Source organism: Hymenobacter metallicola, assembly GCF_004745645.1.
GTDB lineage: Bacteria > Bacteroidota > Bacteroidia > Cytophagales > Hymenobacteraceae > Hymenobacter > Hymenobacter metallicola.
Map to the genome: position 1 here is coordinate 54,224 of NZ_SRMB01000006.1, position 21,777 is coordinate 76,000.

Here is a 21,777-nt window from a genome sequence, read left to right on the forward strand (position 1 = left end):
AGCTTTTAGGTGAACGGAAAGGAATCAGCGGCCACTCGCGGCTTCCGGCCCCAACTGGCCGGCCGCCGCCGTGGTAATCAGGATGGGGTAGCCATCGGGGAGCAGCACATCGCGCAGCTTGGTGCGCGTTTTGGGCCGGGAGAGCACCGTTGCCGCGACGCGGCCCCCGACGCCCACCACCGAGTTAGCGGCCGAGGCCGAGCGGTCGATGGCGGTACTGATTTCCTGCGTGGTCTGCTGCTGCAGGTCGCTGCCGGCCATCGAGGCATCTTTGGCAATGCGCTTCACCGGGTCAATCATGATGCCGGGCATGTAGTTGAAGTCGTAGATGTCGGCATCGACCCGCGTTGGGCCGAGGCGGTTGACTTCCAGCGTCACGTTGTTATTGCCCACCGTGGCCACGGCCGCGAAGACCATGTTCTTGGGAAAGGTCACGCCGCTGACTACGGCATCTTCCAGCAGGCGCAGAATGACCACCGAGCCGGTGCGGACCTTCTGCTCCCCGTTGATGACGCACTTAAAAAACACGTCGGGAGTGAGCTGCTGTTGCTGCTGGTAGTTGCCCTGCGCCATCAGGCGAGAGGAACTCCCGCCCACCTTGACAGTATTGAAGCCATCCATGCCGGGGGCATTCATCCGGGTGGCCAATAGCTGCGCGGTTTGGTTGGGGTCGCGGTAGCGCTTGCCCGTCATGCGCTCGTAGGCAGCGCGGGTTTCGGGCGGGGAACTGGCCAGCATCGCCAATACGTCCGGGTCGGTTTCAAACGGGGTACCGTCCGCGTCCCGCGCCGGCACCAGGCTACGGGCCGCCGAAGAGGTGCGCCGCCGGCCACCGCCGCCGCTGGCCGTTATACGGCGACGGGGCACCACCAGCGTTTCAGAGCGGTAAGAGCCGGTGCTTGGGTCTTGAATAGTCGTCTCGACGGTATCCACGTCGGCCGCGGCTATTCGGGCAGCCTCGGCGCGACGGGCCGCCGCCTGCGCGAAAGCCTGGGCACGCCGCCGCCGCCGCAGCGCCTGCCCGGTCGTATCGACGGCAAACACATCAACCACATCTTCATCGGTCGGGGTAGCCGGGGCCGATTTAGCGTCCATTTCGGCGCGGCGCTGGGCCTCGATTTGGGCCGAAGGCGAGGCGACGGGCGCAACCGGCGAGGTTTCGGGCGAGGCAATTTCCGGCTCAATATTGGCCGAGGCCGCCGCTACCGGCTCCTTTTCCTGTTGGGCAGCTTCCTTCGCGGACTTCAGCCACAGAAATAGGCCCCCGACCACGAGCACCAGCAGCAGGCCGGCAAAGGCCATCCAGTTGGTGCGCAGAATTTCGGTGGGCGTGCGTTTCTCAAACACGGCCGCTGGCCGCTGCTCCTGCTCATTATCGGAGTTCGGCGGTCGAACGGCCGGCTGATTTTGGGAGGTGATGGGTTCCATAGGGATAGGGGCTGGCGGCCTTAAATGGTGGAGGCGCGGTTAATCACCCGCGAGGGCACCGGCAGCACCAGCACCCGTGCCCCGTTCAGTTCGCGCAGGGTTACTTCCAGGTAGCCGCGTTCCGTGGCCGCGTACAGGGGAATGGCGTAGGTCAGGTAGCCGGTGGTGCGGCCGGTGATAATCTGATTGGCCAGCCCGCCCGAGGGAGCCAGCGGCCGGCGTGCTTCGTTCTTTTTGCGGGCCAGAAACTTCTTCTGGGCGTTTTCCACCAACTGGAAATCGGTGAAATCGACGTTGTAGTCGATGTTGGTCTTGTTGATGACCTTGAAGCGCAGATAGGTGAAATCCTTGTCGTTGCGCACGTTGGCCAGCGACAGCACTAGGTCATTATCCACCACGGCTACCGCCTGATGCTCTTCCTTGGCTTTGCGCAGCTTACTGAGCTTGCCCTCGACCTCGTTTTTCTTCGCCAGCTCCTTATCCAGCGCCAGCTCGTTTTCCGGGGCCGAGCCGGCCGCCGTGCCGGTGCCGCTCATGCCTAGGGCCCCGTCTTTCTGAAAGTCGTAGAGCTGCAGAACCGGCCGGTTGACAAACACGAGACGCCCCATCCAATACTTCGAGCCGTAGCGAATGAGCATGGGCGTGGGCGGCGCATTCTTGCGTTTGGCGCGCACGAACACGGCATTTGCTTCGATTTTGACCAGGTAGTTATTGGCCATGCCCACATCGACGAGCGACACCGGGCCACCGAACACGAGGTAGGTAGTGGAGCTGTCCGAAACGGCCACGTCCAGCAGGGTTTCATTGGCTGCTACCACCGAGGAAGGCGGGCGCTGCGGGCGGGCGGTTTGGGCCGAGGCCCCGGCAGCGGAAAAAAGCAGGCCCAGCAGGGCCGGCAGGATATAATTAGGCATGATTGACATCAGGTTTAGGGGTTAGCGAGCAGCCGGGCCAGCCGGCGCGGGAGTGGTAGCCGCCGGAGCCGGAGCTTCATCGGGGGCCGGGGCCAGGCCACTTTGCGCTTCCTGCAGGCGACGCTGCCGGTCGGCTTCCTGGGCCTGCAGCAGCTCCGTTTCTTCCCGCGTCAGCGTGGGCGTGTAGGGGATGTAGTCGAAGTTGGTAATCAGCAGCCCGTAGGGGTTGGCATCCGAGCGGTTGGTTTCTTCCAGATTAAACTTGGCGGCCAGCGGCAGCGGCTCTTTCTGCTGGCCGCCGATGAAAATGCGCTGCTTGATGTAGACCTGACCGGCCCAGGGGCGCTTGCTCATGTCCACGAGCACACTATCCACCGTCACGACGTTGCGGGCCGCGTACCGCTCGTAGTTCTGCAGCACTTGGCCCCGCGTGAAGCCCTCGTAAATCCGGCGGCCCCCACGGCCCTCAATCAGCGGCAGGGCCGCATCCAGGTTGGCCTTGTAGGTGTATTGGTCGTGGCCGAACATGGTTTGCATGAACTGGCGCACCAAGTTGCGGGCCTCGTAGGCGGTGTGGGCATCCGTGCCGGCCGAAAGGGCCGCTACCGAGCCGGTTTGCGAGACGACGTACACGCGCTTACCGCTGTTTTCGTAAGCCCGGTACACCAGGAAGCCCGAGGCCAGGGCAACCAGCAGCAGGGCTAAAACACTCCCCAGCGCCAGGTTGCGCATGGTGGAGAAGGAGGTACTCAAATCTTTGGCGGAATCCATCGTATAACTGGTTAGAAAGTCAGGCTGGAAGGTTGAAATCAGGTCGTTTGGGCATTTTCTTCCCTACCGCCCCCTTGAGTGAGCAGCAGAGAGTACCCTTGCAGAAGAGGGGATTTAGGTAGTCCAGAGGCCCGAGGCCCGTTGCCGGTAGGAAGGGTTCAGGGCGTCCGACATGGTGATGGAGGGCAGGCCCGAGGAGGCGGAGCTACTTGCTTCGCCACCGCCGCCACCGCCGCCACCGCCGCCACCGCCGTTGCTGCCGCCGCCACTGGGGCTACCTGCGCTGCCGCCACCGCTGCCGCCACTGCTACCGCTGCCGCCACTGCTACCGCTGCCACCAGCGTTGCCCATTGCCCGACCCACGGCCGAGGCCAGACCGCCGCCGCCGGGAGCCGCTACCCCGGCCACCGTCGTCGCCGCGCCCATTGCCATCCCGGCCATCTGGCCAGCGAATCCCTGCACGGCCGAGGAGCCGATGAACATGGACGTGAGGTAGGGCACGATGATGTAGAGCATCACGAAGGCCACCGACATGAGCATGAACTTGGTATCATCCACCGATTGGGCCGGCCCGCCGCTGGCCAGGATGCCGCCCGCGACCCGCTGGGTATCGGCAAAAAAGCCGTACATGGTATCCAGGAGCACGAACGTGAGCCCCCACATCTGGACGGCGATGAAGTTCTGCAGCCACTTCATAGCCAGCTGACCGAAGGCCGGAATGACGGAAAGCGTCATGGCGATAGGGCCGGAAACGTAGAGGAAGCCCAGGATGAACTGTTGCAGGAACGTCATTATTTCCCGGACGATAAGCACGGTGGTAGCCGTGAAAAGCCGCGTCATAATGCCCGAGAAGGTGAAGGAGCTGAGTGTGTCGGAGATGCTGCTAATCATGGCGGCCGCCCCCGATACAATGTCGCCCATCCCGATATTGTCATTGCTGGCCGCGGCCGCCACCGCTGGCGGCGTGGTCAGGGCGCTGAGGGCTTCGGCCGCGGACTGGTCGGTAGAGAACAGGGCCGTAAAGGCCGCAATGCCGGTACCCAGGGTATCAATCAGGCTCTGGTAGAAAAAGAGCAGGAAGAATATCCAGGTAGCCTTGATAATCGGCCCCCAGTCCATTGCCAGGCCACTGCCGCTGATAAAGCCGCGCCCGATGGTGTAGAGCAGGGCGATGCCCATCAGCGAGGGCGTCAGAAACCGGCAGGCCGTGAGCACAATGGCTAAGGTCTGGTCACAGGCGCGCAGAAACCCCGGGTCGATGCCGTAGGCCACCATTAGAAAGTTGCTCATCATTTTCCCCCGAGCTTGCGGCTCTGCTTATCTTCGACAAACTGGTCCACGGCGTAGTCGAGGCGCTGCACTTTCACGTCCTCGTACTGTATCTCCCCATCGGTGCCGACCACGAGCTGGCCGGCCTTGTCCACTTTGGGGCGGCGGTTGGTCTGCTGGTAGAACTTCACCAGCTTGTTGAGGTGGTTGCGCTCCACCGGCTTGGACGTCAGGATGGCATCGAGCTGGGGTGAGGCCTCCAGGGCAAATACCTTCCCTTTGGCTCCCTGCTTGATGAAGAACTCGCGCAGGGCATCGGTCGAGCGCACCGACTTAATCAGGTCCATCTCGTGGCCGGTGAGGCCGAGTGGGGCCTGCAGCTGGGCCAGCGAGTCCGGGTTGATGTGCCGCAGGATGATTTTGGTAGCCGAGTTATTGATAATGGCCGGCCCAATCTTGCTGCTTGTAATCTCGGTGATACCCTGGGTGATGATGGTTACCGAGCCGTTGGTTTTCCGAATCGTGCGGTACATGGATTCGATGAACTCCGAGAGCACCCCACTGAGCATCGTCCAGGCTTCATCCAGGGCGATGTACTTCACGTCATCCGGGAACTTGCGGAACAGGTCCAGGCTCAGCTCGGTGATGAGCATGGCCACCACCGGGTAGAGGTCGGGGTCGGCCTGCACCTTCGCGAGGTCAAAGCAGATGAGCCGGTACTCGCTCAAGTCCACGTCGCGCTTGGCGTTGAGCACCCGCTCGTAGCGCCCGCCGCTGATGTACTGACCCAGCACTAGGAAGAACTGGTGCATGTCGATGTACTTCATGTTTTTCTGGTACTGCCGGCGCGCCCCGTCCAGCGGGTCCGCTTCCTGCCCTTCGCCGGGCACCGACACCGGCTTTTGCATATCGGCATCGTAGCGCTCCACGAAGCGGTAGAAGCTCTCCATGCCGGGAAACTCCTCATCCTTCTGCCCCAGCTTGTCGTGCTCGTTGAGATACCCGTAGTATTCAATCAGAAACCGGCTGAGGATGGTGCGTTCCGACTTATCCAGGCCCGTATCCTTGCCTCCTTTCCAGAGGGCGGCAATCAGGGCCAGGTGGAAGTTAGTTTTCTCATCGTTGTAAAGCCACTTGTTGCCGTTGGCTTTGTCTCGGGGCACGATGAAGGGGTTGAACTCGATGGGACGCTGCGGGTCGTACTCGAAGTAGGTGTTGTCGAAATCCTCCCCGTTCAGGGACTGCAGCACGTTGCGGTAGGTGCCGCCCACGTCCATGATGATTTGCCGCGCTCCTTTCTCGTAGCGTTGCACAATCAGGTTGCCGAAAGTGTAGGACTTACCCGAGCCGGAAGGCCCGATAACCATGGCGTTCTGATTGTCCAGTGCCGTGTTGAACAGGTTCACCTGCACCAGATTGCGGAAGCGGTCCGTGAGGTATTCCCCTACCGGGTCGGTTTTGTAGGTAGCGGTCCAGTGCATGTAGCAGGCCCCCCGGTCGGCGGTGGTGGTCAGCCAGCGGTCGGGCACCTGGTTGGCGTTGCCCGGCAGCAGGCCGAAGAACACCGGCAGGGCCAGGTAGCTTTCCACCACGCTTTCCGTGCCGAACATGTAGCGGAAGGCGGCCGTGGCCCGCTCAACGTTTTCCCGCCGGCTGGTATCGTTGGTATCCCACAGCATAACCGAGAGGTGCAGGCCCACAATCTGCTTGTTTTCGGCCCGCACCTCGGCGGTAAACTCCTCGACTTCGGCCGCCCGCAGGTGGTTATCCTGGGTGGCCAGGAAGGAGAGCGAGGCGTTCAGCTTGCGGTCGGTATCCAGGCTGCTTAGCTCGGCGCGGGTATCCTGAATCATCAGGGCCTGCGTGAGGACGTGCGGGCACTGGAGAATATGCGTGAGCGGGTAAAGCATGGGCGCGGTGACGCCGTAGCTGTTTTTCACGGCCGGGTAGGCGTCCGAGCCCTGGCCCACCATCGACAGGACATTGACCTTCTGCTCCCCCACGCTGAACGTGCCCATATCGTTGCCCATCTCGCGCTCCTGCCGGGTGGGCTGGCCGTCGAAATTGAGGTTGAAGTACTGCAGGTACAGCTGGTGGATTTCCTGGCTGCTAAGCCGCTCGAAGGTGACGCCGCCCAGGTTCTTTATGCCCTGAATGAATTCGACCGCGCCGCTTTCGGCCACCTCCAGGGTTTGCACCAGCTGCGCAAACGGATTCTTGAGCACGGCCTCGCCGGCGCGGGCCACCAGGGCATTGACTGCGTTGGTTTTAGGCGACTTTACCGCCGCCGGCGCAAACGAGACAAACAAGTAAGACTTCTGAAACAGCACCAGCCGCTCGTAGAAGTGCTTGTTCATCTTGTTTTCAAAGTAGGTCTGCTGGGTTTTGTCTTCGCGGTAGGGCCGGTCGTAATAGATGTCTGTTTTCTGCACGATGCTGCCTACCGGCAGGGCCCGCAGCACCCCGACGAGGGCGGCTTGGAAGGCCTCGTAGTCTTCAATGGTCCAGCTTTCCATTTCGGCCGGCTCGACCAGGAAGCCCACGCCGACGCGCCCATCCTTGAACACGACCTTGTCGCCCTCGAAGCTATGCACCGGCATCACCGCGTTAAACGCGGTGGTTTTTGGCTTTTTTGTCATGAGCGGGAGTTGGTAAAGGCCCCACGGCCAGGCGGCGGGGCTGAATGAAGGTGAAGGAGAGCCACCCCATCAAAAAGCCGGGCGCTTGCTTTCGGCTCAGGTAGCGCAGGCCCATGATGAGGCCCAGTTCCACGATGATGACTAGCAGGTAGATAATGCGGGGGATTTTGACTGCCATCCCCAGAAATCCGAGCAGCAGCACGGAACCGATGAACAGGCCAACCATGATGCCCAGGTCCTGAATATTCATCCCCAGGACCTGGGCTGGTCGCTCAATAGACTTATAAGAGCGCATGAGAACGGACTCAGGGCTTAGCGTACGCCACCTTCGCCGCCGCCTACGGCACCTACCAAATCGTCCTTGAACAGCTGGAAGCCGAACCACAGAATGACCCCGCCGACGAGCCAGCCCAGGGAGCCGAGCGCATCCGGGGCACCCTGCACGAACTTCATGACCACGCGAATCAGGCCGATAATCAGGATAATGGCGAAGATGACCTGCACGATGCCCACGACGGTTTCCTGTACTCCTTCGAGGGCACCCTGAGCGCTACCGCTTTGGGCAAAAGCCGCCCGGTTGGACAACGCCAGGGCGGTCAGCATGGCATAGGCGCGTTTCTCTGCTTTGGATGGTTGGTAGGCGTGTCCGGCAACTGCCAATTTCTTGGCCAGGGAAAGGGGGTTGGTGAACATTGGGGAAAGGGTGTTGGAAATGGAGTGTGAGGGCGCTTATCTCCCCGGAAGCGGTGGAAAACGGATTAGGCGCAGCGCAACAGCGGCTGACTTGCTGGTGCAGGGCTGGCACGCGGCTGCGCCCCGGCCAGACAGGTCTGGCCCGGTGCTTAAAAGCAGCTGGGGGCGGCTGGGGCGGGCACTGGAAGAAGTGGGAAGGCCGGGGCGGCGGGTAGCGGGGATGAGTGAGGTAGCATAGCGGGAGGGTAGAAATGAGAATGGGTAGTTGCTCGTAAGTAGGCCGGGTGCCGGCCGCCGGGGCCGGCTTACTTTCCGGGATACAGCCCCGTCAGCGCCGCTTTCTGGCTGGCATTCTTGGCCGCGAGGGCTGCCCGCTTGCGCTGGCGTAGCTCTACCTGCTTCAGCTGATTGGCTTGGTCATTTTTGGTCGGGGCGGCCGTCGTAATCGGGTTGTCATAGAGGGATTCCGGCACGGCATCATCTGCCGCAGCTACCGGGGCTGAATGCGAAGTGTCAGCCGTAGAGGCCGTTTCAATAGTTGGAAATGCCGCTTCTTCCATGCCCGTAGTGGTCGGGCTTTCCGGCTCGTCGATACCAAGCCTATCAAAAACCGACACTGCCGCCGTACCTAGCGCGTGAACCGAAGAGACTACCGGTGGCGCACCATCGGTCGGCGTGGCCTCTGCCTCCTCAGTGGCCGGCACCTCTGCTGTCATAGCGGCCTCATTCTCAGCTGCAGCATCCGCCGCAGATTCCGTAGCCGCCAGCTCCCGCGCCGTGATTTGGTCGGCTTCCATGCGGTCCGCTTCTGCCTGTAGCTCCTGCTCCTCCTTGGCCCGGAAATCCTCTTCGGGCATCAAGCGCGAGATGGGGTTGTCGGCTGACACGGGTGGCGCGGCTTCGGCCGGCGCGGGCGTCGGCTTTGGCCCATAGTGAAAGGAGCGCACCGACCGGTGGTTGCTGGTGGCTACCAGCACCTCCGGCTTGCCCTTCCCGCTGCCGGTGAAGCGCCACCACACCAACCCCAACAGGGCCGCGAGGGGCAGAAGTACCAGCAGGAAGAACAGGGCAGCTTGCATACTGGCGATGCTTTACGCCCCGTGTTCTGATAAAGTTCTGAAAGATTTCTAAAGTAATTCTTTTAAACTTCTTAAGAGTTTCTGCGTTAGCCGCAGTAGTCCGTTTCCGCAGCCTCTGCACCCATTAAGCTGACCGGCGGCTAATCGTACTATTTTGGCTTTTTGAGTTACCTGTTTGCAGCGTTTAGCTGCAATTTGTGTCTTTGTGGATTCTTTGCGTAAGCATCTGTCCACTCACACCTTTTGCACTATAACACCAACTGTTTACATGGTACCATCTCCACACATTTCGGCCCCGCTGGGCTTCCCCGACCTAAAGCTTTCCGTTCCCTATGCCGACGCCATCCGCTACGCCCAATTTCGCCTGTTGATGCTGGCCAAGGGGGAGTTGAAGTCGTTCTGCGAACAGCACGAACTGCCCTACACCAGCATCGTGGGCCTGAAAAACAACTCCCTCAAACGCGAAGAGCCGCGCTTACTACAGCGCCTGCTCCGCAGCCTGGCCGTCGATACGGAGGTAATCCGCATCCCCCCCAATAGCCAGAGTCCCCGCTTCCTGTTTCCCACGGTAGAAGCCCTGACCACTTTTCAGCAGCAGCTCAAGTGCTTTGACAGTGGCAACCCTCCCCTTCCCGAATCCGAAGCCGCCACGGGCGGCGCGGAAACCCCTACCCCGTAACCACGACCGGATAGCCTTCCTGGTAGCCGAGCGGTACTTCTCACCGCTTTTCTTTCCCCGCCCGGAGCTACTGGTCATGTAAGACCACCAGTAAGCTACCCGCGATGAATGCACCCCGTGAGAACGACCCCAACGAGCTTGACCGGTTCAAGCGTGATATTGACCTCGTAGACTACGCCGAGCGGCAGGGCTACCAGGTAAAAAAGGAAGGCAAGCGCGGCGACTGGCACCAGCTCGAAAAAGACGGGGAGGTGCTCATCGTCACGCGCAAAGACGACCATCAGGTGTACCTCAATACCGGCGACGACCGGGACAAGGGCAGCGTCATTGATTTTGCGAAAACCCGGGGCGGTGATGGCCACGGGCTGAATTTGGGGCAGGTCCGCCAGCAGCTACGCGAGTATCTGAATGACGGGCCTGCCCCAACTCGTGCCTATGCCCCGGCCGCCGACGTGACCCGGCTGAACGCGTTACCCGTTGGCAACCCCGACCACGAGCGCCAGGCCGAGGAGGACCGTCGGACGCGGCTCATCTCCGAGGTGCTGGGCGTGAAGCGGGAACTGACCGACCGCACGTACCTGCACGGCCGGGGCATCGAGGACCAGACCATCGACAGCCCGGCTTTTCGGGGCCGCATCTTCACCGCGCAGCAGAACGAGCACAAAAACACGGCTTTCCCTTTGTACAACGCCGAGGGGCTGGCCAGCGTCGAGCAGAAGAACGAGCACTACAAAAACCTGCTTCCATTGCCTAAAAACGGCATTTGGGTATCCCACCCCACCGAGGGGAAAGGCACTCAGGTGGAGCGCATCATCGTCAGCGAATCAGCCATTGATTCGTTGTCCCACCACCAGCTGAAAAGCGGCCAGGACCAGAAAAACACCATCTACATTGCCACCAGCGGCACACCGACCGAGGCCCAGGTAGCCCTGATTCAGCGGGTGATTGACAAGCAGGAGCCCCGGGAGGTCGTGTTGGCCAACGACCGCGACGCCGGGGGGCGGCAGTTCAACATGAACTACCTGAATGAATTGCACCCGGCCCGGCCGCTGGTGCCCGTGGCCGAGCAGGAAGCCTACAAAGAGCCAACGCGGCCGGTGGAGTGGCACGCCACCAGCGACAAGTACCACACGGGCTTGAAAGTGACCTATCACCACGACTCGGCCGAAGCCGGCGCGCAGCAGGTGCAGCAGCTTAGCGACCGGGTAGGCCAGATGAACGGCACCCAGGAAGCCGGCCCCACCATTGCCCTGGAGGTGCAGCGCAGTTCCGACCGGGAAACGGTACTGCGGTTGTCGGTGGCCAAAGCCGACACCGCGCAGTTGGAGGTGCTGACCCACGAGCTATACCGGCAGCGCGAACAGCTACGCCCGGAGCCGGAGCGCCAGCAAGAGACGTTCCTGCGGGTAGATTACCCGGTAGCAAAAGACTGGAACCGCGACCTGGAGTTAACCCGGCTGGGCCTGAATGCCGAGCAAATCCGCGCCCAGGCCCAGCGCGACGAGCAGCAGCGCGAAGCGGAGCGGCAGCAGCGCCTCGCCGAGCAGCACCGCCAGGAGCAGGAGCAGCGCCAACTGGCGCGCCAGCAGGAGCAGCAGCGCCGCGAGAGCACCCCGGAAGCTCAAGAGCAGCGCGACGCGGAAGACCGCCGATTCAATCAGGCCGTGCTGGGCGCGGCCGTCGCCAGTACCGACGCCACGCCGGAGTCGCGCCCGTTCCGCTCCTACCAGTCCGAGCAGGAAGCCGCCGCGCACACCGCGCAGTTTGTGCACGCCCGAGATGCGGGGTTGGTTTTGCTGAAAGAGTACATCAACGATAACCCCGCCCCCACCGGCCGCAAGGTGGATGAAACCGAGCAGCAGGAAAGCCGTGACCGGGCGCGCTACGCCGAACGAAACCTAGCCCCGACGCTGGCCACTGTGCCGGCCGCTGAGGAGAAAACCGCGACGTGGAAGATTGACGAAGTTGCCCCCAACACCACCGGCCGCGCCGAGGCTTGGAAGGAGGTGCTGGATAACAGCTCGTACAGCTACAAGACGAGCGAAATCCGCAGCACGATTGACGAGCAGGGCATCCGCCGCGCTGAGTTCGATATGACCTATCGTAACGACCAGCCCGATATTGCCATCATCCACGCCATCATTACGAACACCAACGCCCGGGCCGACGCCGGCCAGGAAGTATATGCCGGCGTTAGCGTCAGCGAGAGCGAGGCCGACCGTGCAGCACGCCAAGTAGTCGCCGAGGCCGCCGCCATTCAGCCCCACAACCGCGACCGGAGCATGGACCAGGCATCGGCCACGCCGGCAGCCGAGGGGTCGCCGGAGCATCGGGCCGCCGAAGCAGTCCCCGCGCCGCAGGGCGACGAGAAGCAGGTCGTTATCAAGGTGGAAGAGGTTACGCCAGCGCTGGGTGCCCGCGGCCAGGCCGAAGCCGTGAAAGAAGCCGTGGCAGGCAGCGGCGCGAAGACCGGCGATATTCAGAGTACGACTGATGCGCAGGGCATCCGCCACTCGGAGATGAAGGTTTCGTACCGAACAGACCAGCCCGAAATTGCCCGAATCAGCCAAACGCTCGATGCCGTGGCCAGCCAGCAGGGCAGCAGCGTGATTGAGCACAGCAGCGACCGGGCCGAGCGCCGCGAAATCAGCAAGGGCTACGAAATGGCCCAGCCGCAGCGTACCCAGGAAATCACCCGGTAGCCGGGCGCTTCGCGCCCAGTTAACTGACTGGCCACAACGAAAAACACCGCCCTGATTTGCAGAGCGGTGTTTTTCGTTATGGCCAGTTGGATGTTAATACATGACGTTGGCTCCGGCCACGGTGTAGAGCGGGTCTTCCATAATGTTGACCTCGATGATGGAATCGGCTTTGCCCAACAGGCGGCGGCAGTCGGGGCTGAGGTGGCGCAGGTGCACGGTTTTACCGGCCCGGTGGTAGCGTTCGGTGAGCTTGTTGAGTGCCTCAATGGCCGACATGTCAGCTACGCGGCTTTCCTTGAAATCAATAATGACTTCACGCGGATCGTCGAGCACGTCGAACTTCTCGCCGAAGGCCTGGGCTGAGCCGAAGAACAGCGGTCCGTAGATTTCGTAGTGGCGCACGCCGGCTTCGTCCACGTATTTGCGGGCCCGGATGCGCTTGGCATTCTCCCAGGCAAAGACCAGGGCGGCGATAATCACGCCGATGAGCACGGCCAGGGCCAGGTTGTGCAGCAGCACGGTGATGGCCGTTACGAGCACCATGACGATGAGGTCCGACACCGGCATCTTGCCGAAGGTTTTCAGCGAGGCCCACTCGAATGTGCCCACGGCCACCATAATCATGAGGCCGGTGAGTGCCGCCATCGGGACCCGCTCGATGAGTGACGCGCCAAACATGATGAACACCAGCAGCATGACAGCCGCCACGATGCCCGAGAGCCGCGCCCGCGCCCCGGAGGAGATGTTAATCAGGCTCTGGCCAATCATGGCGCAACCGCCCATGCCGAAGAGAAAGCCCGAGGCAATGTTGGCCGCGCCCTGCGCCACGCACTCCCGGTTGGTGCTGCCCCGCGTCTCGGTGATTTCGTCAATCAGATTGAGCGTGAGTAGGCTCTCAATCAGTCCCACCCCGGCCATGATGGCCGCGTAGGGAAAAATGATGCCCAGCGTGGCCAGCGTCAGCGGCACGGCCGGGATGTGGAACGGCGGAAACCCGCCCTTGATGGAGGCAATGTCGCCCACGGTTTTGGTCGAAATGCCTAGCCCAATTACCAGCCCGGACACTACCAGAATGGCCACCAGCGAGGCCGGTACCACTTTGGTGAGGCGCGGCAGCCCGGCAATGATGAGAATGGTGAGGCCTACCAGCCCCAGCATGGTGTAGAGGGCTGAGCCCGTGAGCCACTGGTGGGCGCCGGCCGCGTCCACGGTCTGAAACTGCACCAGCTGCGAAAGGAAGATGATAATGGCCAGTCCATTGACGAAGCCGAACATGACCGAGTGCGGCACCAACCGAATGAACTTGCCCAGCCGCAGCACGCCGGCGGCTACCTGCAGCACGCCCGCCAGGATGACGGTGGCGAAGATGTATTCCACCCCGTGGCTTTTGGCCAGAGCCAGCAGCACCACAGCAATGGCCCCGGTGGCGCCGGATATCATGCCCGGCCGGCCGCCGATGAGCGAGGTCACGAGGCCCATGACGAAGGCCGCATACAGACCCACCAGGGGCGAGAGGCCGGCAATGAGGGAAAAGGCCACGGCCTCCGGCACCAGGGCCAGGGCTACCGTGAGGCCCGAGAGAATTTCGTTTTTGTAACTGACTTTGTACTGACTGAAGTACTGAACTACTTGTTGCATGAATCACACTGAAAAAGGGGCAAAAGAAAAGCCGCACCCATCCAGCAGGATGGGGCGGCCGGGGCATTCTAAGCCGGTCGTCAGGGTGGGGTGAGCTTGAAAGTAGGAGACAGGAAAAAGGGCATTACGGAGGCAAAGGTACGCTAAATCAGTTAATGGCAGGCTTTACTTACCCTCTCAGGGCTCAATAGTCGGCTCGGTGGGAGCCGTGCGCAGCAGCCCAAACCCCAGCGTGCCCGCCGTGAGCGACGCCACCAGAATAGCCAGCTTAGCCACATCGGTGCCGGCCGAATGTTCCCCCAGGGCCAATAGCGTGACGAAGATGGACATGGTAAAGCCAATGCCGGCCAGCAGCCCCGCCCCCCACAACTGCCGCCACGAGACGCCGGGCGGCAGCGTAGCCCACCCCAGACGGACCGTGAGCCAGCTCAACGCTCCAATGCCCAGCGGCTTGCCTACCACGAGCCCGGCCAGAATGCCCAGCCCCAGCGGCGAAAGCAGCCCACGCACGGCCGACGGCTCAATCACCAGGCTGGTGTTGGCGAAGGCAAACAAGGGAATGATACCGAAGCTCACCACCGAGTGCAACTGTTGCTCCAGCCGCTGCGCGGGCGAACTGCTGCGCAGGTACAGAAACTCCAATTCCTCGCTGATGACGCGTGGGGTTGCCTCGGGCTCCTGGGTTTTCTCGCGCAGCAGGGCCAGCCGCTCGTCCACGCGGCGCAGCAGCTCCGGCCGCGAGAAGGGAATGCGAAACGGGATGGCCGCCGCCAGCAGTACCCCGGCCAGGGTGGCATGAATACCCGATTTGAGCATAAAAAACCACAGCACCGCGCCCAGCGGCAGGTAGGCCCACAAGCTGCGTATGCGCAGCCAGTTGAAGGCCAGCAGCACCGCCCAGGTCCCCAGCGCCAGGTACAGGTAGTGCAGATGCAGCTCCGTCGTATAGAAACCGGCAATAACCAGCACCGCGCCCAGGTCATCGACGATGGCCAGCGCGGTCAGAAATACTTTCAGGCCAAGCGGCACCCGTGGGCCCAGCAACTGCAGCACGGCCAGCGCAAAGGCAATGTCGGTGGCCATGGGAATGCCCCAGCCCCCGGCAGTGGGTGTGCCGTGATTGAAGACGGTAAACAGCAGTGCGGGCATAAGCATGCCGCCGAGGGCCCCGGCGATAGGCAGCGCGGCCTGGCGCGGTGAGGACAGCTCGCCGTCAAGCACTTCTCGCTTGATTTCCAGGCCCACGATGAGGAAAAACACGGTCATCAGCCCGTCGTTTATCCATTCCACTACCGTGTGGTCGAGGGCGTAGCCGTTCACGGCCAGGCGCAGGTGCTGGTCCCAGATGGCGGGGAAGTAGCGGGCCGGCCCCCAATCGGTATTGGCCAGCACCAGCGCCAGTATGGCACTTATCATCAGGACAATGCCGCTAGCAGCTTCGCGGCGAAAAAACTCAGCAAAAGGCCGCACCAATGGACGGACAAGTGATTTGACAACCATCATGAACAAGGTATAAGTAGCTGTTCATACGTGCTACAACACCAAAATAAGATGCAGCGACAGCAGCAGAGGGCTAAACTTATTGAAAGCGTTGCGTCAGGACCGACAACAAGAGGCAGATGAATAAGCATCGGTCCTTATTCCATTACCGACTCGACAAAGGAGCAACGATTGGGGCAGTGGGGGAAAAAAGCGGAATAAATCTATGTAAAATGCGCGTTAATAAATGTACATAATGCAACAATAAATGCATGATTTGCGTTTAATAAGTATATAGCAACACACACAACAGCAACCGCTTATCATGAAAAAGACCACGAAAGCCGCCGCCAAGAAAGCCACCAGCAAGGCCACCACCACCCGCCCCGACGTTTACCAGATTGTAACCGACCGCATCATTTCGGCCCTCGAAGGCGGCATTATTCCGTGGCGCAAGCCGTGGAACGCGGTTTACGGTTTGCCCCGTAACTACGCCACCGGCCGCGTTTACAGCGGTATCAACCTGTTTTTGCTGCATTTCAGCGGTGTCCTGCCGTTTTTCATGACGTTCAAGCAGGCCCTCGAAATGGGCGGTAATGTCCGTAAGGGTGCCAAAGGTCATCAGGTGGTGTACTACAACGTTTCCACCCGCGAGAACAAGCAAACCGGCAAAGAGGAAAAAATGCCCTTTCTGAAGTATTACACCGTGTTTTCGGTGGAGGATATTGAAGGCATTGCGTTCGATTTGCCCAAAGTGGAGAAGCGCGAGTTTACCCCCAGCGAGGTAGCCGAAGGTATTGTGGAGGCGTGGGACGGTAAGCCCGCCATTCAGCACCTGCACCAGCGCGCCTATTACTCTCCTTCACTGGACTTTGTGAATATGCCCAAGCCGGAGACGTTCACCACGTCGGAAGGCTACTACCAAACCCTTTTCCACGAACTGACCCACAGCACCGGCCACAAGTCCCGCCTTGACCGGGCCGACCTGACCGCCGGCGAAGGCAAGCAAAGCCTGAGCTATGCCCGCGAGGAGTTGACCGCCGAAATGGGTGCTTCGTTCCTGAGTGCCGCCGCCGGCATTGCCACCGAGCAGACCGAGGAAAACGCCGTGGCCTATATCCAAAGTTGGTTGGAGCGGCTGAAAAATGATAAGCAGCTAGTCATCAAAGCCGCCAGCAAGGCCCAGAAAGCCGCCGAGCTGATTCTGGGTCACACCACTGAGCCGGACGAGCCGCAGGCTCAGGAGCAGCCCGCCGAGCAGTTGCAGCAGCCGGCGCCCGGCGCGGTGATGGTGGCCGCCACGAGCGAGGCAGCGCCCGAGCTTGATGCCATCGGCCGCGAGTACGCTGCCGCAGAGTTGAGCTGGCTAGCCGCCGCTTAGCTCTCAGGGCCGGGGTAGCAGCAAAGCCGCTGCTACCCCAAAGCTCCTAGCCCTAGCCATAACTCTAGCCCTAGCTCTAATTCTAGTCTCTTTCCTGATGAAAGCCAGCGAAGCCCCCACCATTCAGCACCCCAACTGGAACCAGTACCGCAACCGGATAATAGCCGCCATCGCCGACGTGGAGGTAATGATGCAGCAGCTTGGCAAGGGCATCAACAGCGAGGTGCTGACCGAGGAGGTAGCCGAACGCCTGATGATGGAAATAGATACGCCCGAGGCGTACGAGGCGCTGCTAAAGCTGGTTCGGGCGACCCGAGACATAGCCCGCGAGGGGCTGCGCATGACCCGCGAGGAGCAGGGAGGCCAGTACGCCTTGATTCTCGTATGATTCCCTTCTCCTGTCCACCTTATACTACCTACCCATGCCAGAATATAAGGATTTAGCCGTAGGCGAGGCCGTGTATTACCCCTTTGAGAAGGCGGTAGGGCTGATTTATGAAACCTATACGTTCGTTGACGGACCCGACCACCGGCCCGGCGTTTCGCTGCTGCTGAGCGACGGGCGCAACGTGGGCGGCTTCAATGCCGAGGAGGCTGACCTATACTTGGTGCCGCTGGGTGATACGGGCCTGCGCTACGAATTTGCTGACGTCGGCCAGCTGTCCGGCGACTTCCGGCGCGGCGTGTTTGCCGAGGCCTTCCACAACGCCCACGTCCTGCACCTCTCGCGCACGTTGGCCATCGCCCCGCAGCGCTAGGCCGCCGGCCGGGCCTGACCAGCCTGGCCGCTTCTTCATCCCTAACCAGTACCCCGATGAGCCAAGCCGAGAAATTCGACCCCACCGCCCGGATTTACGCCGCGCAGGAAGCCTATTTAGCCATTGAGCAGCAACCCCAGGACAAAGCCGAAAAGCAGCTGTTGGAGCAAGCCCGCCGCTATGTACAGGCCCACAGCCACCAGAATGATTTACGCGACCTGGCCGGCCCAATCCGGAAACTGATGGGCAATGCTTACCAGGTAGGGTGCGGCGGCTCGCACATCTGGATTAAGCGTACCCCAGCCGACGCTGGGCCGCGTAGCCCGGAGCGGCTGGCCGTCGTCGCTGACCGGCTGACCACGGCCTACCGGGATTGGTTCGAGCCCAGGGTGCCCGGCGGCCCCCGCCGCAGCATCCGCACCGAGCAGGGCTTGCCCATTGCCGGGGTTGCAATCACTACCAGCACCCCTACGCGATGACCAAGCGCGTGACGTGCATACTACACGAGTAGCCCCGCCGCCATCAAGCCACCGAGCGCAGCAGCCTTCCCGGTTGTTTCGCTCTTTTTTTGCCCATTCCAGCGGGGGCAGTGGGGGAAAAAGCAGACGTAAAATGCATTATTAAAAATGTATAAAGTGCATCTATTTTGGTATGATTTGCGTTTAATAAGTAAGTAGGAAACGCACCTAAACCCCCTTTTTGATATGGAAATTACCCCCGTTCCCCAGCCCGCCGCGCACCCTATCGTTCTGGTTGGCCCGCACCTTTTCAATCTGTCCAATGTGCAGATGTTCTACGGCGGTGCCGGTGCCGCCCTGACCGTGGCCGCATGGTGGAAGAAGCTCCCCGCTACCGTGTTTCTGCAAGTCACCCAGCGCGGCGCGGCCTTGTTGGCAACGATGGTCGGCGTAACCGCCCGCGGCCAGGTGGTGACGACGCCGGCTTGCTACTTAGGCCCGTTCCGCATCGAGGGCACCGAACGCGTGTTTTCTACCGTCCGGGAGCTAGGCGAGTACCTGTTGGCCCAGCGTACCGCAATGGTGCCGGCCGAGGGCACCGCCACGGTGCTGGGTTTGGATGGGAGCCTGACCGAGATACGCCCGAGCAAAGGTAAAACCTTCAAATTCGACCAGCTACGGCCCCTTATCGGCGCCGATACGCTGGACATTCACTATTTCCAGCATGGCCCACTTGCCGGCTATATTCTGGTAATCGACAACAACGGCAAATACAGCGGGGCCGCGCTCAATTTGTTGGCTACGGCCGCTTGGTTTGATACCTACCCGCCCGAGCAGTACAGCCCGATTGATGTAGTAGTCGGCACCGTTGTTCTAATGAAATCCGAGCAGTTGCGCTAGTTACTTCCGGTAAGAAAGCCGCCCCTGACCGGGCGGCTTTTTTCGTGCCCGTTCCGCAGAAACTCGCTGATAAAAAAACGCATAAATAAATGTACAAAGTGCATCTATTTAGGTATGATTTACGTTTAACAGGTATAGCAAAGCTGCTCACCCTTTAGCCCTCTTTCTATGCTGACCGCCCCCACTCCCGCCCCCGTTGCCACGCTTTCCAATGCTGGCCTGATGCTGATGGTACAGTCAGCCCGCAGCAACCTACGGCGCGTGCTGAACCACCCGGCTTTCACGCCGGAGCGCCGCCAGAAGGCCGAGGACCTGATTAGCAAATCCACTGACGCGGCCCAACTGATGAAGTGGAAGGTCCTAGCCATTGCCGAGAGCGAGAAATGGGAAGACGCTCAGCTTGAGAAAGAAGCCCGTGAGTTAGGCCCAGCCGCTCACCCCAACTACCTCTATTAGTCCCTACCCAAGTCCTTACTCCGATGAAAAAGACCAGCCCAGAAATGTCTGCTTCCAACCAGCCAGTTTACCATTTCCAGCACCGCGAGAACGGTAGCCTTATTGTAGTCCGGGGCGAGTTGTCCGATTTCTACGGCTTCTATGATATAGAAGAGTTTGCCGGCACCGACCAACAGGATGCCGCGCAGCGGGCCGATGCTGGCTACTGGAAAGACCTTACTGACTTCTTGTACTTGGAAGTGCCCGCCGAAGGGGCACCGCGGATTCTTGAACTCGTCGCCGGCACCGTAGACCAGGTGCAGGACGTGACCGCCCAGCACCCCGGCCCGTTTCGCATTCCGGGGCGGGTGCCCTTCACGGCCACTGACCAGGCCGACGAGTACGCGACGCTGAGCGACCTGGCTGCTGAAATGAAGCCCCAGCCCGCGCAATACCGGGGGCGCATCGTGGCGCAGGGCGGGCTACTCCGGTGGTTTGCGTTTGAGGAAGAGATGGGCGGCAGCGGGGAATGCCCGTGGGAGCCGGTAGAGTTGAACTTGGGAGCCTATCCGCACGATTCGTACGCCTACCATTCTGGCAAGCGGGCCACCCCGGAGCAGGGCCAGAGCTACGGCACCGTAACCCTGTGGCAGCAGCCAGACGGGGCGCAGCGGTACTACGTCGAAATTGCGCCCACCGAGGGCCATGCTTTTCCCTACCTCGTAGCCCACACGCCAGCGGAGGTGCGTAGCTGGTATGATTTCCGATTTACGCCCTACGCCCCGCCGACGGTCTAACCAAACTGGCCCATCCCCCGCACAGAGCGGGAGTTGGGCCAGTTTTTTCTTCCCCACTGCCCCTATTTTGTTTGCTAAGGAATGGTGGGGCGATTACTTATTTATACAGTGCCGGCCGGAAACAGACAGCAGTTGAGGTCCGATAGCAACGAGTGAGATAATTTGTTAGGGCAACTGCGCCAACGGGCCATATTTTGCCGTACTCCCCAATGACGAATTTACCAGCGCATCAAGCAAAGAGGTAACTTTCCGGCTGGTATTACCCTTCATCCTCCTTATGGCATCCACTTCCGCGCCCGCGCCCATTTCCTTTAAGGTCACTTTAGACAACACCGACCTGACCATCAAAGCCTCGACGCTGGCGGAGTTGCTGGACGGAACCCGGATGCTGAAAAAGGATATTGTCGCCCTGTGGAACATCAATCCGCGCACCTACGATAAGCGCCATGACCAGCCGGGCGGCATGACCCAGGACGAGCTACACAAGCTTGCTGCAGCCCTGAAAGTGCCGTACCTAGATATTGCCAAGCTAGTGTATCAGGAGTGTGCGGCCGACCCCAACGCTCGTAAAACGCCACTCAACAAGGCCGAGTAACATCTTGTGCTGCGATGAACATCAACGACCTGCTTGTTCCCCGGCATCCCCTCCCGCGCCTGCACGAGCAGCAGGTGCAGGCGTTGCTGCAAATGCCGGAAACGGAACGTGCCGAGCAGGCGCAGCTGTTGCGCGTGGGCAATGCCGCGTATCGCTACCACCAATTAGCGGATAGCCACCTCACAGAAGTTGATTTTCACCACTGGCTAGCCGGGTTGCCGCCCCGGATGCGTCAGGCGATGACTGCCGCCGGTTTCGCGGCGGCAAATAGCAGCTGGGCTTTCCGCCGCCACGTGCTGGAACGCCGCGACCTTGGGTACACGGCCTTTATGCAGCAGCAGCTTTCGGCAGAGGATTGGGCTTTCCTGCAGCAGCAGGATGCCGAGTCAGCTTAGCGTGATGGTACTATCCAACGGCATAAGAAGGTCAAAAAGCCCGCGGAATTCGCGGGGGATAGCGCGGCAGGTAACGCAAACCGGGCAACCTCCCATCGGAAGCTGCCCGGTCGAATCACATAATATACCTGATTGAGCTAGTTTTTTACCTGCTTGGCCAGGTCATCAAGGGCCGCCTTAAATTCGGGCGTGTCGTACTCGGCCATCCCGTCGTGGCGGGCGGCCACTTGCCCATCCGGGCCCAGAATGACCGTAGAAGGAATGGAGTTGGAGTCGAACGGCGGGGCTAGGGGGCCGGCGGGGAAATATACCGGGAAGGTATAGCCCTGGCGCTTGAGCATCGCCTGGGCCTTGGCGGGGTTCTCATCCAGCGAGAGCATCACGAAGGCTACCTTTTTCGGGTCCATTTTCTTGTAAAGCGCGTGAATGCCGGGCATCTCGGCCACGCAGGGCGGGCACCAGCTAGCCCACAGGTTGACGAACACCACCTTGCCTTTGAGGTCACTCAGGTTGACGGATTTTCCATCTAGCGTGGTCAAAGGCAGGCTATGCGGATAGGCGGCCGTCCCGCCCGTCGGCGTGATGGGCGCGGCTGCCGAAGCCACCGTGGCTACCGGCACTTCGGCCTTCCAGAGGCCCGTGGCCAGTAGGCCGCGCTGAATACCACCCAGAACCGGGGTGCGTAGCGGGGTGAACAAAACGAGGGCAAACAAAGCCAGCGGCAGCCACTGGAGAAGATTCTTACGATTCATGGTCAAAGGATTTAA

At 60.9% G+C, this 21,777-nt stretch carries 22 protein-coding genes; 11 read left to right on the top strand and 11 right to left on the bottom strand.

Annotated features, from left to right (window positions below; genetic code table 11):
• Positions 1 to 24 precede the first annotated feature (24 nt).
• From traM to E5K02_RS22910, 8 genes are all read right to left on the bottom strand, one after another.
• On the bottom strand, positions 25 to 1,428 hold the full coding sequence (gene traM, locus E5K02_RS22875) for a conjugative transposon protein TraM (RefSeq protein WP_135398378.1): 1,404 nt from the start codon (positions 1,426 to 1,428) through the stop codon (positions 25 to 27).
• 20 nt (positions 1,429 to 1,448) lie between these two features.
• On the bottom strand, positions 1,449 to 2,342 hold the full coding sequence (locus E5K02_RS22880; RefSeq protein ID WP_167856553.1) for a DUF4138 domain-containing protein: 894 nt from the start codon (positions 2,340 to 2,342) through the stop codon (positions 1,449 to 1,451).
• A gap of 21 nt (positions 2,343 to 2,363) precedes the next feature.
• Positions 2,364 to 3,113, bottom strand: coding sequence for a conjugal transfer protein TraK (locus tag E5K02_RS22885; protein ID WP_135398382.1), 750 nt, complete (start codon positions 3,111 to 3,113; stop codon positions 2,364 to 2,366).
• A gap of 114 nt (positions 3,114 to 3,227) precedes the next feature.
• Positions 3,228 to 4,406, bottom strand: coding sequence for a conjugal transfer protein TraG (locus tag E5K02_RS22890; RefSeq protein ID WP_167856554.1), 1,179 nt, complete (start codon positions 4,404 to 4,406; stop codon positions 3,228 to 3,230).
• Complete coding sequence (locus tag E5K02_RS22895) at positions 4,403 to 7,021, bottom strand: VirB4 family type IV secretion system protein (protein WP_135398386.1); 2,619 nt, start codon at positions 7,019 to 7,021, stop codon at positions 4,403 to 4,405. Before E5K02_RS22895 ends, E5K02_RS22890 begins: the two co-directional genes overlap by 4 nt.
• Positions 6,990 to 7,316 carry a hypothetical protein gene (locus E5K02_RS22900; RefSeq protein ID WP_135398388.1) on the bottom strand — a complete coding sequence of 109 codons (327 nt, stop codon included), beginning with the start codon at positions 7,314 to 7,316 and terminating at the stop codon, positions 6,990 to 6,992. The genes E5K02_RS22895 and E5K02_RS22900 overlap by 32 nt, the downstream gene beginning before the upstream one ends.
• Before the next feature lie 17 nt (positions 7,317 to 7,333).
• The gene (locus E5K02_RS22905) at positions 7,334 to 7,714 is read right to left on the bottom strand and encodes a hypothetical protein (protein ID WP_135398391.1); all 381 of its coding nucleotides are present in this window, start codon (positions 7,712 to 7,714) and stop codon (positions 7,334 to 7,336) included.
• A 305-nt stretch (positions 7,715 to 8,019) separates the two neighbouring features.
• Positions 8,020 to 8,793 (bottom strand): hypothetical protein, encoded by a 774-nt coding sequence (locus E5K02_RS22910; RefSeq protein WP_135398393.1) that lies wholly within the window; start codon positions 8,791 to 8,793, stop codon positions 8,020 to 8,022.
• A gap of 268 nt (positions 8,794 to 9,061) precedes the next feature.
• Here E5K02_RS22910 and E5K02_RS22915 point away from each other — a divergent pair, with 268 nt between their 5' ends.
• Both E5K02_RS22915 and E5K02_RS22920 read left to right on the top strand, forming a co-directional pair.
• Positions 9,062 to 9,472, top strand: coding sequence for a hypothetical protein (locus E5K02_RS22915; RefSeq protein ID WP_135398395.1), 411 nt, complete (start codon positions 9,062 to 9,064; stop codon positions 9,470 to 9,472).
• Between the two features lie 104 nt (positions 9,473 to 9,576).
• Positions 9,577 to 12,174, top strand: coding sequence for a toprim domain-containing protein (locus tag E5K02_RS22920; RefSeq protein ID WP_135398397.1), 2,598 nt, complete (start codon positions 9,577 to 9,579; stop codon positions 12,172 to 12,174).
• Positions 12,175 to 12,267: 93 nt separating this feature from the next.
• Here E5K02_RS22920 and E5K02_RS22925 read toward each other — a convergent pair whose 3' ends face one another.
• Positions 12,268 to 13,812, bottom strand: a complete 1,545-nt coding sequence (locus tag E5K02_RS22925) for a SulP family inorganic anion transporter (RefSeq protein WP_135398399.1) — start codon at positions 13,810 to 13,812, stop codon at positions 12,268 to 12,270.
• Positions 13,813 to 13,989: 177 nt separating this feature from the next.
• The gene (gene nhaA / locus E5K02_RS22930) at positions 13,990 to 15,315 is read right to left on the bottom strand and encodes a Na+/H+ antiporter NhaA (protein WP_240737423.1); all 1,326 of its coding nucleotides are present in this window, start codon (positions 15,313 to 15,315) and stop codon (positions 13,990 to 13,992) included.
• 301 nt (positions 15,316 to 15,616) lie between these two features.
• On the opposite strand from nhaA, the gene E5K02_RS22935 reads away from it, so the two are divergent.
• The 9 genes from E5K02_RS22935 to E5K02_RS22975 all read left to right on the top strand — a co-directional run bounded on the left by E5K02_RS22935 (position 15,617) and on the right by E5K02_RS22975 (position 21,010).
• Entirely contained in the window at positions 15,617 to 16,672 is a 1,056-nt protein-coding gene (locus E5K02_RS22935; RefSeq protein WP_135398401.1) for an ArdC family protein, read from the top strand.
• Positions 16,673 to 16,769: 97 nt separating this feature from the next.
• On the top strand, positions 16,770 to 17,060 hold the full coding sequence (locus tag E5K02_RS22940) for a hypothetical protein (protein WP_135398403.1): 291 nt from the start codon (positions 16,770 to 16,772) through the stop codon (positions 17,058 to 17,060).
• A 34-nt stretch (positions 17,061 to 17,094) separates the two neighbouring features.
• Positions 17,095 to 17,430, top strand: a complete 336-nt coding sequence (locus tag E5K02_RS22945; protein WP_135398405.1) for a hypothetical protein — start codon at positions 17,095 to 17,097, stop codon at positions 17,428 to 17,430.
• A 56-nt stretch (positions 17,431 to 17,486) separates the two neighbouring features.
• Positions 17,487 to 17,909, top strand: coding sequence for a hypothetical protein (locus E5K02_RS22950; protein WP_135398407.1), 423 nt, complete (start codon positions 17,487 to 17,489; stop codon positions 17,907 to 17,909).
• Between the two features lie 225 nt (positions 17,910 to 18,134).
• Positions 18,135 to 18,788 (top strand): hypothetical protein, encoded by a 654-nt coding sequence (locus tag E5K02_RS22955; RefSeq protein ID WP_135398409.1) that lies wholly within the window; start codon positions 18,135 to 18,137, stop codon positions 18,786 to 18,788.
• 168 nt (positions 18,789 to 18,956) lie between these two features.
• On the top strand, positions 18,957 to 19,244 hold the full coding sequence (locus tag E5K02_RS22960) for a hypothetical protein (protein WP_135398411.1): 288 nt from the start codon (positions 18,957 to 18,959) through the stop codon (positions 19,242 to 19,244).
• Between the two features lie 44 nt (positions 19,245 to 19,288).
• Positions 19,289 to 20,020 carry a hypothetical protein gene (locus tag E5K02_RS22965; RefSeq protein WP_135398413.1) on the top strand — a complete coding sequence of 244 codons (732 nt, stop codon included), beginning with the start codon at positions 19,289 to 19,291 and terminating at the stop codon, positions 20,018 to 20,020.
• A gap of 277 nt (positions 20,021 to 20,297) precedes the next feature.
• Complete coding sequence (locus E5K02_RS22970) at positions 20,298 to 20,615, top strand: hypothetical protein (RefSeq protein ID WP_092743615.1); 318 nt, start codon at positions 20,298 to 20,300, stop codon at positions 20,613 to 20,615.
• 14 nt (positions 20,616 to 20,629) lie between these two features.
• On the top strand, positions 20,630 to 21,010 hold the full coding sequence (locus tag E5K02_RS22975; protein ID WP_135398415.1) for a hypothetical protein: 381 nt from the start codon (positions 20,630 to 20,632) through the stop codon (positions 21,008 to 21,010).
• A 137-nt stretch (positions 21,011 to 21,147) separates the two neighbouring features.
• Here E5K02_RS22975 and E5K02_RS22980 read toward each other — a convergent pair whose 3' ends face one another.
• Positions 21,148 to 21,762 carry a TlpA family protein disulfide reductase gene (locus E5K02_RS22980; protein ID WP_167855356.1) on the bottom strand — a complete coding sequence of 205 codons (615 nt, stop codon included), beginning with the start codon at positions 21,760 to 21,762 and terminating at the stop codon, positions 21,148 to 21,150.
• Positions 21,763 to 21,777: the final 15 nt, after the last annotated feature.

Bases quoted from the DNA above. Each gene is read 5' to 3' on its own strand.
- E5K02_RS22955 (WP_135398409.1), top strand. From the start codon at position 18,135: ATGGAAATTACCCCCGTTCCCCAGCCCGCCGCGCACCCTATCGTTCTG.
- E5K02_RS22910 (WP_135398393.1), bottom strand. From the start codon at position 8,793: ATGCAAGCTGCCCTGTTCTTCCTGCTGGTACTTCTGCCCCTCGCGGCC.
- E5K02_RS22925 (WP_135398399.1), bottom strand. From the start codon at position 13,812: ATGCAACAAGTAGTTCAGTACTTCAGTCAGTACAAAGTCAGTTACAAA.
- E5K02_RS22965 (WP_135398413.1), top strand. From the start codon at position 19,289: ATGTCTGCTTCCAACCAGCCAGTTTACCATTTCCAGCACCGCGAGAAC.
- E5K02_RS22915 (WP_135398395.1), top strand. From the start codon at position 9,062: ATGGTACCATCTCCACACATTTCGGCCCCGCTGGGCTTCCCCGACCTA.
- traM (WP_135398378.1), bottom strand. From the start codon at position 1,428: ATGGAACCCATCACCTCCCAAAATCAGCCGGCCGTTCGACCGCCGAAC.
- E5K02_RS22975 (WP_135398415.1), top strand. From the start codon at position 20,630: ATGAACATCAACGACCTGCTTGTTCCCCGGCATCCCCTCCCGCGCCTG.
- E5K02_RS22960 (WP_135398411.1), top strand. From the start codon at position 18,957: ATGCTGACCGCCCCCACTCCCGCCCCCGTTGCCACGCTTTCCAATGCT.
- E5K02_RS22920 (WP_135398397.1), top strand. From the start codon at position 9,577: ATGAATGCACCCCGTGAGAACGACCCCAACGAGCTTGACCGGTTCAAG.
- E5K02_RS22970 (WP_092743615.1), top strand. From the start codon at position 20,298: ATGGCATCCACTTCCGCGCCCGCGCCCATTTCCTTTAAGGTCACTTTA.
- E5K02_RS22895 (WP_135398386.1), bottom strand. From the start codon at position 7,021: ATGACAAAAAAGCCAAAAACCACCGCGTTTAACGCGGTGATGCCGGTG.
- E5K02_RS22905 (WP_135398391.1), bottom strand. From the start codon at position 7,714: ATGTTCACCAACCCCCTTTCCCTGGCCAAGAAATTGGCAGTTGCCGGA.
- E5K02_RS22945 (WP_135398405.1), top strand. From the start codon at position 17,095: ATGCCAGAATATAAGGATTTAGCCGTAGGCGAGGCCGTGTATTACCCC.
- E5K02_RS22885 (WP_135398382.1), bottom strand. From the start codon at position 3,113: ATGGATTCCGCCAAAGATTTGAGTACCTCCTTCTCCACCATGCGCAAC.
- E5K02_RS22940 (WP_135398403.1), top strand. From the start codon at position 16,770: ATGAAAGCCAGCGAAGCCCCCACCATTCAGCACCCCAACTGGAACCAG.
- E5K02_RS22900 (WP_135398388.1), bottom strand. From the start codon at position 7,316: ATGCGCTCTTATAAGTCTATTGAGCGACCAGCCCAGGTCCTGGGGATG.
- E5K02_RS22935 (WP_135398401.1), top strand. From the start codon at position 15,617: ATGAAAAAGACCACGAAAGCCGCCGCCAAGAAAGCCACCAGCAAGGCC.
- E5K02_RS22950 (WP_135398407.1), top strand. From the start codon at position 17,487: ATGAGCCAAGCCGAGAAATTCGACCCCACCGCCCGGATTTACGCCGCG.
- E5K02_RS22980 (WP_167855356.1), bottom strand. From the start codon at position 21,762: ATGAATCGTAAGAATCTTCTCCAGTGGCTGCCGCTGGCTTTGTTTGCC.
- E5K02_RS22880 (WP_167856553.1), bottom strand. From the start codon at position 2,342: ATGCCTAATTATATCCTGCCGGCCCTGCTGGGCCTGCTTTTTTCCGCT.
- nhaA (WP_240737423.1), bottom strand. From the start codon at position 15,315: ATGATGGTTGTCAAATCACTTGTCCGTCCATTGGTGCGGCCTTTTGCT.
- E5K02_RS22890 (WP_167856554.1), bottom strand. From the start codon at position 4,406: ATGATGAGCAACTTTCTAATGGTGGCCTACGGCATCGACCCGGGGTTT.